Below are 15383 nucleotides of genomic sequence, written 5' to 3'. Positions count from 1 at the left end.
CTCATTAATGATCCTAATTATAAACTACATACGGTACACCTCTTTATTAAAAATTACTGATAAACTACGTTTTACTAATGAAATTGTAAATAAAGGCAACTCTCTCATTCTTGCTACCAATAAAAAAGGAGAAATTGTATTTTGCAGTGAAAATGTAAAGACTATTTTAGGTTATTCAGTAAATGAAGTTATGGGATTGGGCTACTGGAAAGTTACTGAGGACAAAGAATTTTATGGTGAAGAGTATCATATTAATTTTAAGGATGATCAGTTGTTTACCAGCAAAGTAAAATGTAAAAATGGAGCATACAAACACATTCAATGGAATGATAAAAAATTCTCAGATGATTTGATCATTGGGATAGGACAGGATGTAACAAATGAAATTAAAATACAAAACCAATATAAAAATTTAATTGAAAATGCTATTGATCTAATTTTTGAAGTCGATAATGAAGGAGATTTTATATTTGTCAATGATTATACTATTAAATCTTTGGGATACAAAATAGATGAAATCATAAATCGAAATTATTCAGAATTTATACGAGAAGATTACCTTATCAGTATCAAAGATCTCTACCAGAATTTATTAATAAATGAAAATTATTTTTCTACCATTGAATTTCCATTGATAAAAAAGGATGGGCAAGAATTGTGGGTTTCCCAGAAAGTGATTATCCGGAGAAATGAATTTGGAGAAGTGGTAGCTTATTCTAGTATTGCCAGAGATATCACTAAGTTTAAAGACATAGAAAACGATATTAAAATACGTCAGGAAAAAGTAGAGGAATACAATGAAGCTGTAAAAAAACTATCAACAACCAACTTTAGTAATTACAAAAACCTGGATGTTAGTGTGATGCAAATAATTGAATTAGCTGCTAAAGTATCAAAGTGCAATCGGGTAAGTTATTGGAAATATACCGAAGATACAATTACCTGTGAAAATTTATATGACTTGGACCATAATTCTTATTCTAAGGGCTCCGTTTTAGAAAAGAAAAATTATCCTATTTATTTTGAGTCCATCAAAAACAAAACACAAATCAGTGCTCCTGATGTTTTTAATAAATATGAAATATCTGAATTTATAAATGACTATTTTTTAAAAAACGATATCAAATCACAACTTGCCATTCCCATTTTCATAAATGGAGACTTATCTGGAACCATTAGCTTTGAAACAGTAAAAACACAACGATACTGGGACAACGAGGACATTATTTTTGCCCGAACCATCTCGGATATTATATCGTTGACTATGATTTCTCACAGTCGGTATGAAACAGAGAAGAAATTAGAATACAAGAGTGAACTTTTATCTGCTATGGCACTTTGTACAGAGAAATTTTTGAACAGCAATGACATCAACGATATTTTCTCAGATGTACTCATTATTATGGGTAAAACTACAAAATCCCATAGAGCGTATTACTACGAAAATGATAGTAATACAGGTTTTATTAGCCAAAAATACAGATGGATAATTAACAATCATAAAATAACGGAAAACAATATTAAACTTCAAAATCTACCACATGTGTTTTTTGAAGAATTGTTGATACCGCTTTTAAACAACAAAGTTTACGATGCAATAATTTCAAAAATTGAGAATCCTTCCTTAAGGAATAAATTAGAAAATCTTGATGTTGTAGCAATAATCCTTTTTCCAATTTTTATCAAAAATAGGTTTCATGGCTTTTTGGGATTTGATGATACTCAAAATGAGAGATGTTGGTCCGAAGATGAGGTCAATATTTTACAAACATTAGCTAGAAACATAGCCTCATCAATAGAACGTATTACGAACGAGACCGCGATATATGAAAGTGAAGAGAAATTTAGATTATTAGCCAATAATATTCCAGGAACCGTTTATTTATCAAATTATGATGAAAACAACACAAAGATCTACATTAATGATGAGATTGAAAAGCTTACCGGATATCCAAAAAATGATTTTCTAACGAACCATTTATCCTTTATTGATTTAATTCATCCCGAAGACAAATTAAAAACCATTGCTACTCAAAAAAATGCAATAGATACTAAAATTCCGATTCATATTGTTTACCGGATTATACACAAGAACAAAACGGTTGTATGGGTGGAAGAATTTGGTGATACCATATACAAAGATGGGAAAATTGCATTCTTGGAAGGAATTTTTATTGATATTACAGCAAGGAAACAAACCGAAACCATAGTCAAAGAAAAAGAACTAGCAGAAGCTGCCAATAAAGCAAAATCAGAATTTCTGGCCAATATGAGTCATGAAATAAGAACACCGTTAAATGGGATTATTGGATTCACAGATTTGTTAATGAAAACACAACTTGGCTCAACCCAAGAAAAATACATCAATACAGTAAAACAATCCGCATATTCCTTGCTGGATATCGTAAATGACATTCTTGATTTTTCAAAGATTGAAGCCGGAAAACTAGATTTACACATTGAAAAATATAACGTAAAAGATGTTCTGGGTCAGATTATTGATTTAATATTATACGAATCCAACCAAAAAAATCTAAGTTTAAAACTAAATATATCGTCTGAAATTCCTGAATATTTTTGGATAGACATTGTCCGATTAAGACAAATTTTAATTAATTTATTGTCAAATGCTGTAAAATTCACAGAAAAGGGTTCCATTAAATTAAATGTTTCTGTGATTGAAAAAATTGATGCGTCGCATGTTAAGATTCGATTTGCAGTGATCGATACAGGAATTGGAATATTAGAAAAAAACAAATATAAAATTTTTCAGGCTTTTTCACAAGAAGACAGTTCTACGACAAGAAAATATGGAGGAACAGGATTAGGCCTGACAATTTCAAACCAATTACTTGGTATAATGAACAGTACCCTGCAACTGGAAAGCACCATCGAACTGGGAAGTACTTTTTATTTTGATTTAGATTTAAAAACCAGCAACGAAACTCCAAAAAATAGTACTGATCCTGAAATAGATCTAGATAAAAAAATACCTATTACAACCGTCAAAAATGCTAAAAAACTAAGCGTTATGATTGTAGAGGATAACAAAGTAAACATGTTACTGCTTAAAACCATTATCAAAAATTTATTTGTAAATCCAATAATTTTCGAAATAGTCAACGGCAAAGAAGCTATCGAAAAATTTGAAATACTCCGGCCTGATCTTATTTTTATGGACATTCAAATGCCCGAAATGAATGGTTACGAAGCAACAAAAATAATAAGAAGCTTGAGTTCGGGTAAAAACCTGCCTATTATTGCAATAACTGCGGGCACCGAAAAAGAAGAGAAAGAAAAATGTCTCGCTGCAGGAATGAATGATTATATTTCAAAACCTATAGTCAAAGGAGTCATTGAGGAAACAATTGCTAAATGGATACTGTAGCCAACTATTTTTCTTTTAATTTATGTACATTTTATTTAAGTACATGACAAAAAGCTAAACAGATTGTTTTCTAAAGACTTAAATCCTGTCAAAAGAAATTTTGACAAGTAATCTAATCCGATAGCGGATTTGCAAGCTGATTTTTATGCGGGCGTATGAACACATTACAATCAAAAAATGAATGATTTACAGGAGGAAGGTGATATTGATGAAGCTTTAAGTGCAGCACATGCAGTTGGTGATGATGCGATTCAAGCTAAAATTCAAGGACACATTGTTCCGGAATCCTTTACACACGGAAGTTCCGCACAACGGAAAGTCTGGTTTATGAAAGGGTATCAATCTGGAGATATTACTCAAGGCGATACTTTTGTAGGAATTAATTAAAAAAGTGTTTAGTCTAATATGAATACTGAACTTTACATTATTTTCCTTTTTTAACTTAGATAATTGGTACCACCAAAGCTTTAGTATAGGAACGGATTAAAAATAACGTACTCGCTTTAAGTAAACAAAGTTAAACAATAAAACCATAACAGGGAAATTAGCAGTACCTTTGCGCCAAATTAAAGGAGTAAACTAAATAATAGTGTTTGCTTCATAAACACCATTTATGTCATTTAACTCATTAGGCTTATCGGATGCTTTACTTAAAGCCATCAGCAAAAAAGGATACACAACCCCTTCTCCAATACAACAAAAAGCAATTCCACCCATTTTAGAAGGCAAAGATGTATTAGCATCCGCACAAACGGGAACAGGAAAAACGGCTGGTTTTACACTGCCTATTTTACAATTATTATCGCAAGGGCAACAGTTGCGACAAAGGCCCATTCGTGCTTTAATATTAACGCCAACCAGAGAATTAGCCGCACAAATATTAGCCAATATAAAAGAATACAGTGCTTTTTTAGACTTAAGCAGTACCGTTATTTTTGGAGGTGTAAACCAAAATCCACAAGTAACACAACTGCGTCAGGGTGTCGATATTTTAGTCGCCACACCAGGTCGGTTAATCGATTTGCAAAACCAAGGATTAATATCGCTTGCCAAAGTTGAAATCTTAGTTTTAGATGAAGCGGATCGCATGCTAGATATGGGTTTTGTGCGAGACATTGAGCGCATTATAAAAGTATTACCTGCAAAAAGGCAAAATTTGATGTTTTCGGCAACCTTTTCAACAGATATAAAGAAATTGGCCATGGGCATTTTGCATCATCCCGTTCATGTGGAAGCAACCCCAGAAAATACAACCGTGGATGCTATTACTCAAATAGTGTATCCTGTTGCCAAAGAGAAAAAAACAGAACTCATCATTAAATTGATTACAGAGGGAAACTGGAAACAAATTTTGGTTTTCACCCGTACGAAACAAGGTGCTAATAAGCTGACAGAAAGCATGATTAGTGCCGGAATTAAAGCAGCTGCTATTCACGGAAATAAAGGCCAGGGAGCACGTACCAAAGCCTTGGCGGGCTTCAAAGACGGAAGCCTGACCGCGTTGGTCGCTACAGATATTGCGGCCAGAGGTCTGGATATACCATTATTACCACATGTGGTCAATTTTGAATTACCCAACATTCCAGAAGATTACGTTCACCGCATAGGCCGTACAGGAAGAGCTGGAGCTAATGGAGAAGCTATTTCATTATTCAGTCCGGACGAAACAGTCTTTCTACGTGATATAGAAAAATTAGTGGGTTTGAAATTACCTAAAGAAAACATCAAAGGTTTCGAGCCAGATCCTAACGCTTCCAAAGAACCTATCAAACAAGGACAAGGAAGACAACAACGCGATTCAACTCCGCGAAAACCAAAAACAGAGACCACAAACCGCACCAGCAATAACAGTTTTGGTCCAAGACGCCCGAGTCAAAATAATGATCGACGTTAAACTAAATAATAGTTTAAGAAAATACATTTTTTTTAGGAGCAGAACGAGTTCGTTTTTTAAGAACGTATTTCCCGCTATACACTACAATCTTTACACCCCGTCAGAGTTTTGAACCCTGACAGGGTGTAAAGGATTTTCATTTCTATCGGGGCTATTTAGAGCGTTTTTATTTTTATAATAGCATTTTGTATTTAACTCTTTGAAAAACAAAGTCGAACTCGTTTCCCGCTGCGCGCTGCGCAAAGTCTCCGACTTTGAGTATGTGTTTTTCAGTCTCTGACTGATCTTAAAACCCCGATAGGCGGATTTGCAATGGGGCTATTCAAACCGCTTAATCGGGGCTCAAAACTACTCTTGTTGGTTTTCAACTATATCCAAAAGCACAGCTATCATTGACCATCAGCAGATTGTTTTTCTTATAAGACAATAACTATTTATAAAAATTCTGCAAAATCAGAAAATGTTTAAAGAACTTTTATTAAAAGAATGGCTGAATGATATTTATTTCTATTAATAGTTAATTTTATATTAGCATTCAAAACACAATACTTGATCCAATTAATTTAAAATTTTAAACGTAAAAAAGGAGCTCTGCTATACAAACAGAACTCCTTTTTAACTTTAAAACTAAATTTTTATTTAATACCCATCATTTTGAGTTAAGTTTTTATTTACATCTATTTCTCTTCTCGGAATAGGTAAAATTAAATTATTGGCATCGTAAGGAAGAGATCCAATATTTTGTTTTAATCGTTTTGCATCAAATAAAGCAAATCCTTCAAAAGATAATTCTCTTTTTCTTTCCATTAAAATAGTAGCCAAATCAACAGTGATAAATAGAGCTGCACCCGAACGTTGGCGTAGTATATTAACATCATTAACAGGAGAAAGCCCTGTAACCGTTCCTAGTCTAAAATTAGACTCAGCCCTTGTTAAATACATTTCAGCTAGACGTAGCATTGGTATATTCGCAAATTGGCTTTTCCATTTTGTTGTACACCACCATTTTGCTTTGTAAAAGAAATCGGCTCTCTTATCATTCGGATCATCATAAATATCCCAATGCTGTGATAAAATTTCCACATCTGGATTTCCCACGCGACCTCCAAAAGCAGAACCGGCCCAAAACACATTAAAATCATTAGAGCTAGCATCCTGACTCGTTATTTGCCAAGCAAATAAATCTTCATTTGAATTTTCTAAATTATTAAATGCTTGTGCAAAAGTAGTCGTTAAAGTCGCGGAACTTTCATTAATAACGATATCAGCCATATTTCGGGCATTGGCATAGTCTCCTTTTTGCAAATAAACTCTAGCAAGAAGTGCCGCTGCACTGTATTTTGTTGCAAAAATATCATTCGATGCTGGTAACAAAGTGTAAGCATCTTTTAAATCCGCAATAACCTGAGTGTATACTTCTTCTAAAGTGTTCCTTTTAGGAAATTCAATCTGACTAGGATCCAGCACCCCTCTAAGAACAATAGGAACTCCAAGCTGACTATTTACGGATCCCGAAACATAGGGTTTCGCAAATAATCGTGCCAAATCAAAATATACCAGACCTCTAAGGAATTTTGCTTCTCCTTCGGTAACATCTTTATCAGCCACGTCGGTGATTACAGCTAAATTATCAAGTACGATATTAACGTGATTACTAATTCCATATCCGTTTAGCCAAATACTTGCAACAAAACTATTGTCCGTTAAAATAGCTTTCTCATTATATTCTCCTGGTTGAATATAAGTTCCGTTCCAATAAAGATCACCATCATTGGCCAGTAATTCTGAAGCTAGTGCGATTCCACCGCCATAACTAGAACTGGACCTCGCAACACCGTAAGCATTGATTAAAATCTTATGTATGTTCTCTGGAGTTGAAATGGCTACCTCTTTTGAAATGGCTTGTTCCGGCTTAATATCCAAGTTATCATCACAACCCACAAAGAAGATAGTAAGTAATGACATTAAAATTATTATGTAGTTATACTTTTTCATAAATGTTTTATTTATAGATCAATATTTAATCCAATAGTAATTGTTTTAGCAGGAGGAGCGGAATAAAATGCAATTCCTTTTTGAATATTAGAATCGCCATTATTATCAAAAGAGGCTTCTGGATCATATCCACTATAATTAGTAAAGGTTAGCAGATTGACTCCTGTTAAGTAAAGTCGCACCCTGTCGACAGACAATTTTTGAATGAGTGTTTTAGGAAGCGTATATCCTAAAGATAAATTTCTTAATCGAACAAAATCAGTTTTTTCTAAATAACGTGTTGAGGCTTGTTGCCCGTTTGTAGAATACATTCTGGCTTGAGGTACCATAGTAATATCCCCCGGATTTTGCCATCTATTTAACTGATCCGTTGTTTGATTGTCTTCATATCGGGCATTCCCTGATTGGAATTTCCCACCTTCATTATACATAGAAGATCCCCATTCGCCTTGAAAAGTAAAAGAAAAATCAAAATTTCTAAAAGATACCGTATTGGTCATTCCTGTCATAAACGTAGGATATGGACTTCCTGAAATTACTCTTTGTGCTTCACTATAATTATTAGTTGTTGATTTATCTAAACTACCATCTGGATTTGCCGTATTTCGATAAAATAAAGCATCTCCATTTGCGGGGTCAACCCCAGCATATTCCACTATATAAAAAGAGGAAATGGTTTCACCTACCCTAACAATATTATGTCCAGCTACAATATCTCCACCAGGCAAAGCAGTCACTTTATTATCTAAAGTCGAAAGGTTTAAAGACGTTTTCCAATTAAAATTAGTTGTTTTGATATTGGTAGTATTCAATACAAATTCAAACCCTTTATTAGTCAAAGATCCTACATTACGAGTTAAAGAACTCCAGCCTGAAGTTCCCGGAAGTGGTTCATTTAATAAAAGATCATTTGTTTTTTTAACGTAATAATCAATTTCACCGCTTACTCTGCTATTCAATATTCCAAAATCAATTCCCACATCAAATTGATTTGTCTTTTCCCATTTTAAATCTTGATTTACCAATTGAACTGGATTAATTGCTGATCGTTGATTATAGGAGGATCCTTCAAAAAGACCTAAACTAGCAAAGTTGCCAATACCTGCATTTCCCGTTACTCCAAAACTTCCTCTAACTTTTAATAAGTTGATGACACCACTGTCTTTCAAAAAATCTTCTTCAGAAATAATCCAACCTGCAGAAGCAGCAGGAAATACTCCGTATCGGTTTGATACTCCAAATCGCGAAGAACCGTCATAACGTATGCTTCCTTTTAAGAGGTATTTATCCATAAATGAAAAAGTAGCTCTACCAAAATAGGAAAGAAAATTATACTTTGTTCTACTTGAAGATCCAGCTATTATTTCAGAAGCACTTTCTATAGTTTGCAGCGCATCTGACGGAAATCCTGTTCCCGCAACATATTGCCTGCTTCGAGAACTTTCTTCAAAGCTCATTCCTCCAACAAACTCTACGTCATAATCCTCATTAAATGTTTTAGCATAAGTAAAATAATTATTAATACTGTACTTATCTGACTGAACTGCATTGGCATCTGCATAACCATTAGTAGAAACAGATTCCGTCAGACTTCCTGAAAAATATTCTTCCGTTTGATTGTTATTATCATAGCCTAACTCTGTTTTAAAAGTCAATTCAGGCAAAATTTTATATTCCAAATAACTATTCATTAAAGTTCTAAAAATATTTACTCCCCAACTTCCATTGAATTCTTGCATTAAAAAATTATAATAGATGGTAGATTGATTGTTAGGTGTCACCCCATCGTCTAAATAAGCGGGAGATAAAGGGGATTGTGCCACCGCTTGCAATGGAGTTGCAAAAGAATTATCTGCTCCAATTCTTGCAATATTTGTTTTACTTAAACTCGTATTAAGTCCCACTCTTAATCTATCGGAAACTTTATGATCTAAATTCCCTCTATAAGAATAACGCTCCATACTGTTCCCTCTAATAATTCCTTGCGTGTTATTATAACCACCTGAAATAAAGAATACCGTTTTTTCATCACCTCCTGATATAGAAAAGGTATGGTCTTGAACTGATCCTTTTACCAAGGCTAAATCTTGCCAATCCGTATCAACTTCATTAATTCTCCAATTTTTACCATTCCCCTGTTGATCAAAAACACCTCCAGGTTCCGTTAACCATAAATCCGCAGCTCCATAACTATTTGCAGAAGCTTCGGTAAAAAGCTCCGTATATTGTGCTGTATTTAACCAGCTCATTTTATTGGTTGCTTCGCTCCAACCTGCAGAGGTGTTCAAAGAGATTTTCGTTTTCCCAGATTTCCCTTGTTTAGTTGTAATCAAAACAACTCCATTCGTTCCTCGAGCTCCGTAAATGGCGGCAGATGAAGCATCTTTTAATATTTGAATAGATTCAATATCATTAGGATTTAATGAAATTAAAGGATTAATAGGGGCGCTTCCCGTACTTTCATTATCATTTATCAATGGCAACCCATCGATTACGTATAAAGGCTCTTGAGACGAAGAAATACTAGAAATTCCTCTTATTCTCATTTTCACACCACCTTCTACTTTACCATTTATTTGAGTAATTTGGACACCCGCAGCTTTACCAACAAGTGCATTTTGCAAATTTGCTACTGGAATTTGATTAATTTGATCAGAAGAAATAGAAGCGATGTTATCCGTTAATTTACGCTTGGATTGTTTTCCAAAACCAATTACTAGAACTTCTTTTAGCTCAGCCGAATCTTCTTTTAAAATTAAATTTAGGGTACTTATCCCTGCTACACTTAATTCCTGAGTTTTTAATCCAATGTAACTAAAGATTAAAACGGCATTAGAGCCAACATTTTTAATCGTAAAATTTCCATCCATATCTGTAAGTACGCCATTGGTTGTTCCTTTAACTAAAATAGTGGCTCCTGGAAGGGGACCATTAGAATCCGACACTCTACCAGAAACCTCTTGTGAATAGGTCATAGTAGTACAAAACATCGTTAGAAACACCATCAAGCCTTTGAGTAGACTATTTTTCATAAATAATAAATAAGTTAGTTAATACCTGTTGTTATTTGTTATAATTTTAACAAATATACACAAATAAGTTAAGAAAATATTAATTGATAACTGATAATAATCAAAAGAGAAGGAATTAAATTTAAAATAGGAAATCATTTACCAAGCGTTAAAGAGTATCGCTTTGAATGAAAAAATTTAAGCAATAAAGCCTAAAACATTAAAAATCATAACTTTAGAATACAAAACAAGGAGGTGATAATTTGTTTTTAAAAGGTATAAAAATCTTAAAAAATTATACTCATTTTTAAAAAATAAATAAAATATAGGTTAGCACGTGTTAAAATAATAAAATATGAAATTAAAATTTGGTATTCATACAAAAAAAAGAAAATATCGTTTACATTTTTTAACAAAAAACAAAGTACTATTAAATAGTAAATTTCCGTTTTTCCGTGAGAATTCAGAACAAGAGAATAATCAGTCATAATGTAAATCCCTTTCTTTTTGAATCGATTGCAAAACTGACTGTATTCTCTAATTTATTTTTAATTTTATGCTCTACAAAACCATAACTCTTATACTCTTTTGGAACATAAACCAGAATTAAATGTTTTTTAAAGCGAATAATCTCTGTTGTTTGTTTTAAAACGGAAATATTTATTGCCTAAACCAAAAGATATCGGATGCCTTACATCCAATACATTTTCTATGACTATGCCGATGAAAGTGGACATTCTATAACATCTCCACGAATTGAGGCTGAAATGGTTGTGTTTTTTGCTTTTTTACAAACTGCAAAACGCTATTTTAATTTCACATCGAATCCTGTTTTTTTGATTACTTTTATCATTTTCTCATTCGAAAAGAATCAATGCAGGCTTTTAAACTTGGAGGAATAGAATCCAATAATTACAAAAAAAAATAAAATATAGAAAAAATAATGTTCACTTTCTTTAAATATCAGTTTTTCTACTTGAAAGCTAGTCTTGTATTAAATTTAAAAGTCTTGTATTAAAAAATAAATTGTATTTTGGATCAATTCGATAGTTAATCCCATAGAAATTAATTGTAATTTTTTAACTAAAAAGATGAAAAATGTTGTAATAAACTCGATACTGATTATGAAAAAACTGTTATTTCTTCTACTGTTTCTTGTTCCCATTATCATTTTTTCACAAGAATCCAAAAAAATTGCTCATATTGATTCAGTACTGAATTATTTGCATCAACGACAACTTTTTAACGGCAGCCTATTGATTGGAAAAGAAGGAAAAATCCTTTATAAAAAAACATTTGGCAATGCAGACCCAAAAAATGACACTCCCTTAAATAATTCTTCAGCATTCAACCTTGCTTCTGTCTCCAAGCAGTTCTTTTCGATGATGATTATGATATTAAAAGAACAAGGTAAATTGAATTATGACGAATCTGTACAAAAATATTTACCAAACTTTCCATACAACAACATCAGCATTCGTCAACTGATGAATCATACTTCGGGACTTCCCGATTATTTCGAAATAGCGAAAGGCGACATGACATTGCTCGATACACTCAGCAATAAATCGCTGTTGGAATTACTAGCCCTCAAAAAACCAAATCTTGTTTTTCAGTCAGGAGAAAAATGGCAGTACTGCGATACTAATTATGCCATACTTGCCTCCGTCCTGGAAATGGTTTCTGGTAGCACGTCCGACAAATTTTTTCAGCAATATATAGCTGCTCCACTTAAAATGAACAACAGTTATGTCTATCATTTGAAGATGAAATCCTATCCGCCATCACGCGTTTTTGGTATGCGATATGAAGGAGGAAAATCATTGTCTAATGACCTGATTCGTTTTGATGGCGTAGTTGGCGATGGCAATGTATATGCTTCGGCAGAAGATCTATATAAATGGGATCAGGCACTCTACACCGGAAAAATTTTAAACAAATCAAGCTTCACAGAAGCGATCACATCCGGGAAACTAAATAATGGTGCCGAAACTAAATATGGTTTTGGCTGGGACATAATAGAGCCTGGAAAAACGGTGGCACATACTGGCAATTGGGTTGGTTTCAATGCCGCCATCATTCGATACATCGATAAAAATCAAACACTAATTATACTTGACAATTCTTCTAATTCTTATGCAAACAAGTTGATCCCGAATATTTGGGAAGAAAAACCCATTGCACTTCCACAAACCCAGCTTATTACCAATATAAAAGTAATTGATGGAACGGGCCTTCCGGCTTATGCCGCTAATGTTCGCCTTGTGGATGATCGCATACAAGACATCGGATCACTAAAGGTTTTCAAGAATGAAAGTACTACCGACGGAAAAGGAAAAGTACTGGCTCCTGGTTTTATTGACAGCCATAGTCATCATGCCTCAGGACTTGATGAAAAACCTGAAGGAATCGCAGCAACAAACCAAGGTATTACAACTATTGTAATAGGGCAAGATGGAGAATCAGTACCCATCGACACAATACTTTCATCGATAAAAAAAATCCCCGTAAGTATAAATATCGCTACATACACCGGACAGGTTTGGTTACGCGAAAAAATAATGAAGGATGATGTAGGTAGAAAAGCTACTACTCTTGAAATTGATGCTATGAAAATTTTGCTAGCATCTGAGATGGATAAAGGTTCGCTTGGACTTAGCACTGGACTTGAATACGAGGCAGCTTATTACAGTAGTCGCGATGAAGTAGTTGAACTTGCCAAAGTAGCTGCCTCCAAAGGCGGGCGTTACATTAGCCACATTCGCAGCGAAGATATGTATCTCGATGAAGCTATTGATGAAATTATTGATATTGGAAGAGAGGCAAAAATTCCTGTTCAAATCTCTCATTTAAAAATTGCCATGCGTAGTAGATGGGGCAATTCTGGTCTTATTCTTAAAAAATTACAACAGGCACGACTCGAAGGTATCAATATCACAGCCGATGTATATCCTTATACCATGTGGAATTCTACGCCGAGGGTTTTATTTCCAGAGAAAGATTTTGACAATCTCGCCAGTGCTGAATTTGCAACACAAGAATTGTTTGATCCTGCTAATTCAGTAATGGTCCGTTACGCACCAAGTCCTACTTGGCAAGGAAAAACGGTGACCGAAATTGCTGCAATAAATAATGAAACTGCTGCGCAGGCGCTCTTGCGCATCATTCGCGAGACATCAGCAATCGGTCAGGATGGAACTATTGTGGCAAAATCAATGAGTGAAACTGACATCAGCAATTTCCTCAAGTGGCCTTTTAGCAACGTCTGTTCTGATGGGTCGATGGGTGGACATCCTCGTGGACATGGTTCTTTCTCCCGAGTGCTGGGTCGCTATGTCCGTGAGCAAAAACTGATACCACTAGAAACGGCCATACAAAAGATGACTAGCTTATCTGCAGAAAACGTAGGCATAAAAAATCGCGGACTCATTGCCCCAGGTTACTTTGCCGACTTAGTCTTGTTTGATCCTAATACTATAATGGATAATGCCACAGTAAGCAATCCTACGGCTCTTTCCACAGGAATACAGAGCGTATGGGTAAATGGAAAACTAGTTTATAACGAGCAAAAATCAGTTCCGAATTTTACGGGTAAGTTTATTAAAATGGAAAAAAATTAAATACAAAAAAGCAATCAAAATAATTATAAAACACCTAAAACCATGAACAAATCTATTTCAATTTCTAAATTTCATTTTATAATTTTTCTATTATTGGCCTTTTGTTCCATTCAAGCTCAAACTCCAAAAGGAACCTTATTTATCATTGGCGGTGGAAACAGATCAGATAAACTGATGACCTGTTTATTGTCCCTTTCTAAATTAGAAGCAAAAGATTATATCGTCGTATTACCCATGTCCAGCGAAGAGCCAGACAGTGCCTACATTTACTTCAATGATCAGCTAAAAAGGCTAACGTCAAATCCCATAGTGATGCTCAATTTTGATAAAAAAACCGCAACTAATCCAAAATGGATTGACTCTCTTCAAAAGGCAAAACTCATTTTTATAAGTGGAGGCGACCAAACCCGATTCATGGATATCGTCAAAAACACTCCCATTAAAACAGCCATTCATCAAGCCTACAAAAACGGAAGTACCGTTGCCGGAACAAGTGCTGGAGCAGCGGTAATGTGCGAACACATGATCACCGGAAATCAAAAATTAAATCCGGTATATACTGGAACTTTTGACAACATACGCCACAATAATCTCGAAACAACAGAGGGTTTAGGCTTAATGAAAAACGTGATTATTGATCAGCATTTTCTAAAAAGAAGTCGATACAACCGTTTATTATCTGCTATGGTAGAATTCCCTTCTCACGTCGGAATAGGAATTGATGAAGCCACAGCTATCATTGTTCAAAATAAAACTATAGAAATTACAGGAGAAAGCGAAGTTATCGTAATCAAAAATCCAAAAGGGATTCAAAAGTCAGGTACAAATAATCTTATATCCATAGAAAGTCTGGAAATGAGTATTTACAATAATGGTCAAAAATTTAAAATATAAAATTATTATCCAATTATAAAAACGGTCTGAAATTTATCTTACTTACGCTTATGTAAACTCTCCGGTATTTATCAGAATTCCAACTACTAAGAACACAACACCACAAACCGCACCAGCAATAACAGTTTTGGTCCAAGACGCCCGAGTCAAAATAATGATCGACGTTAAACTAAATAATAGTTTAAGAAAATACATTTTTTTTAGGAGCAGAACGAGTTCGTTTTTTAAGAACGTATTTCCCGCTATACATTAAAATCCTTATTAGGGCTGAACACCAGCCCTAACAAGGATTTTCATTTCTATCGGGGCTATTTAGATCGTTTTTATTTTTATCATAGCATTTTGTATTCAACTCTTTGAAAAACAAAGTCGAGCTCGTTTCCCGCTGCGCGCTGCGCAAAGTCTCCGACTTTGAGTATGTGTTTTTCAGTCTCCGACTGATCTTAAAATTCAAAGATTCAAAAAACAAAATCGGTTAAAAACCGAAAGGCACTTCCTCAAAATCCGAGATTTTGTGGAACGTTGTGATAAACATCTGAAATTAAAAATTGTTGATCAAAAACCCCAACTCTGCTCCACTT

At 34.2% G+C, this 15383-nt stretch carries 7 protein-coding genes and 1 pseudogene; 6 read left to right on the top strand and 2 right to left on the bottom strand.

What is annotated here, in order from left to right; genetic code table 11:
• Positions 1 to 7 precede the first annotated feature (7 nt).
• The 3 genes and pseudogenes from EKM03_RS05345 to EKM03_RS05335 all read left to right on the top strand — a co-directional run bounded on the left by EKM03_RS05345 (position 8) and on the right by EKM03_RS05335 (position 5282).
• Positions 8 to 3388, top strand: a complete 3381-nt coding sequence (locus EKM03_RS05345) for a PAS domain S-box protein (protein ID WP_233584063.1) — start codon at positions 8 to 10, stop codon at positions 3386 to 3388.
• 126 nt (positions 3389 to 3514) lie between these two features.
• A pseudogene (locus EKM03_RS05340) lies at positions 3515 to 3775 on the top strand (neutral zinc metallopeptidase); the annotation flags it as partial.
• A gap of 226 nt (positions 3776 to 4001) precedes the next feature.
• Complete coding sequence (locus tag EKM03_RS05335) at positions 4002 to 5282, top strand: DEAD/DEAH box helicase (protein WP_126462534.1); 1281 nt, start codon at positions 4002 to 4004, stop codon at positions 5280 to 5282.
• A gap of 639 nt (positions 5283 to 5921) precedes the next feature.
• Here the strand turns inward: EKM03_RS05335 and EKM03_RS05330 are convergent.
• Both EKM03_RS05330 and EKM03_RS05325 read right to left on the bottom strand, forming a co-directional pair.
• Positions 5922 to 7277 carry a RagB/SusD family nutrient uptake outer membrane protein gene (locus tag EKM03_RS05330; RefSeq protein ID WP_126515452.1) on the bottom strand — a complete coding sequence of 452 codons (1356 nt, stop codon included), beginning with the start codon at positions 7275 to 7277 and terminating at the stop codon, positions 5922 to 5924.
• 11 nt (positions 7278 to 7288) lie between these two features.
• Positions 7289 to 10309, bottom strand: a complete 3021-nt coding sequence (locus EKM03_RS05325; protein ID WP_126554148.1) for a TonB-dependent receptor — start codon at positions 10307 to 10309, stop codon at positions 7289 to 7291.
• Positions 10310 to 10974: 665 nt separating this feature from the next.
• Between EKM03_RS05325 and EKM03_RS05320 the strand changes: the two genes are divergently transcribed.
• From EKM03_RS05320 to EKM03_RS05310, 3 genes are all read left to right on the top strand, one after another.
• A complete protein-coding gene (locus tag EKM03_RS05320) occupies positions 10975 to 11190 on the top strand; it encodes a hypothetical protein (RefSeq protein ID WP_126462544.1) in 216 nt (71 codons plus the stop codon).
• A 189-nt stretch (positions 11191 to 11379) separates the two neighbouring features.
• Positions 11380 to 13908: a serine hydrolase gene (locus tag EKM03_RS05315; RefSeq protein ID WP_199741554.1), complete on the top strand. Its 2529-nt coding sequence runs from the start codon at positions 11380 to 11382 to the stop codon at positions 13906 to 13908.
• 42 nt (positions 13909 to 13950) lie between these two features.
• Positions 13951 to 14802, top strand: coding sequence for a cyanophycinase (locus EKM03_RS05310; protein WP_126554146.1), 852 nt, complete (start codon positions 13951 to 13953; stop codon positions 14800 to 14802).
• Positions 14803 to 15383 lie beyond the last annotated feature (581 nt).

Source organism: Flavobacterium sp. GSP6, assembly GCF_003984855.1.
Lineage (GTDB): Bacteria > Bacteroidota > Bacteroidia > Flavobacteriales > Flavobacteriaceae > Flavobacterium.
This window is presented reverse-complemented; position numbering and strand designations above follow the sequence as displayed.

What these genes read in the sequence shown, in the direction of transcription:
- EKM03_RS05345 (WP_233584063.1), top strand. Translation starts at nt 8, where the DNA reads ATGATCCTAATTATAAACTACATACGGTACACCTCTTTATTAAAAATT.
- EKM03_RS05335 (WP_126462534.1), top strand. Translation starts at nt 4,002, where the DNA reads ATGTCATTTAACTCATTAGGCTTATCGGATGCTTTACTTAAAGCCATC.
- EKM03_RS05330 (WP_126515452.1), bottom strand. Translation starts at nt 7,277, where the DNA reads ATGAAAAAGTATAACTACATAATAATTTTAATGTCATTACTTACTATC.
- EKM03_RS05325 (WP_126554148.1), bottom strand. Translation starts at nt 10,309, where the DNA reads ATGAAAAATAGTCTACTCAAAGGCTTGATGGTGTTTCTAACGATGTTT.
- EKM03_RS05320 (WP_126462544.1), top strand. Translation starts at nt 10,975, where the DNA reads ATGCCTTACATCCAATACATTTTCTATGACTATGCCGATGAAAGTGGA.
- EKM03_RS05315 (WP_199741554.1), top strand. Translation starts at nt 11,380, where the DNA reads ATGAAAAATGTTGTAATAAACTCGATACTGATTATGAAAAAACTGTTA.
- EKM03_RS05310 (WP_126554146.1), top strand. Translation starts at nt 13,951, where the DNA reads ATGAACAAATCTATTTCAATTTCTAAATTTCATTTTATAATTTTTCTA.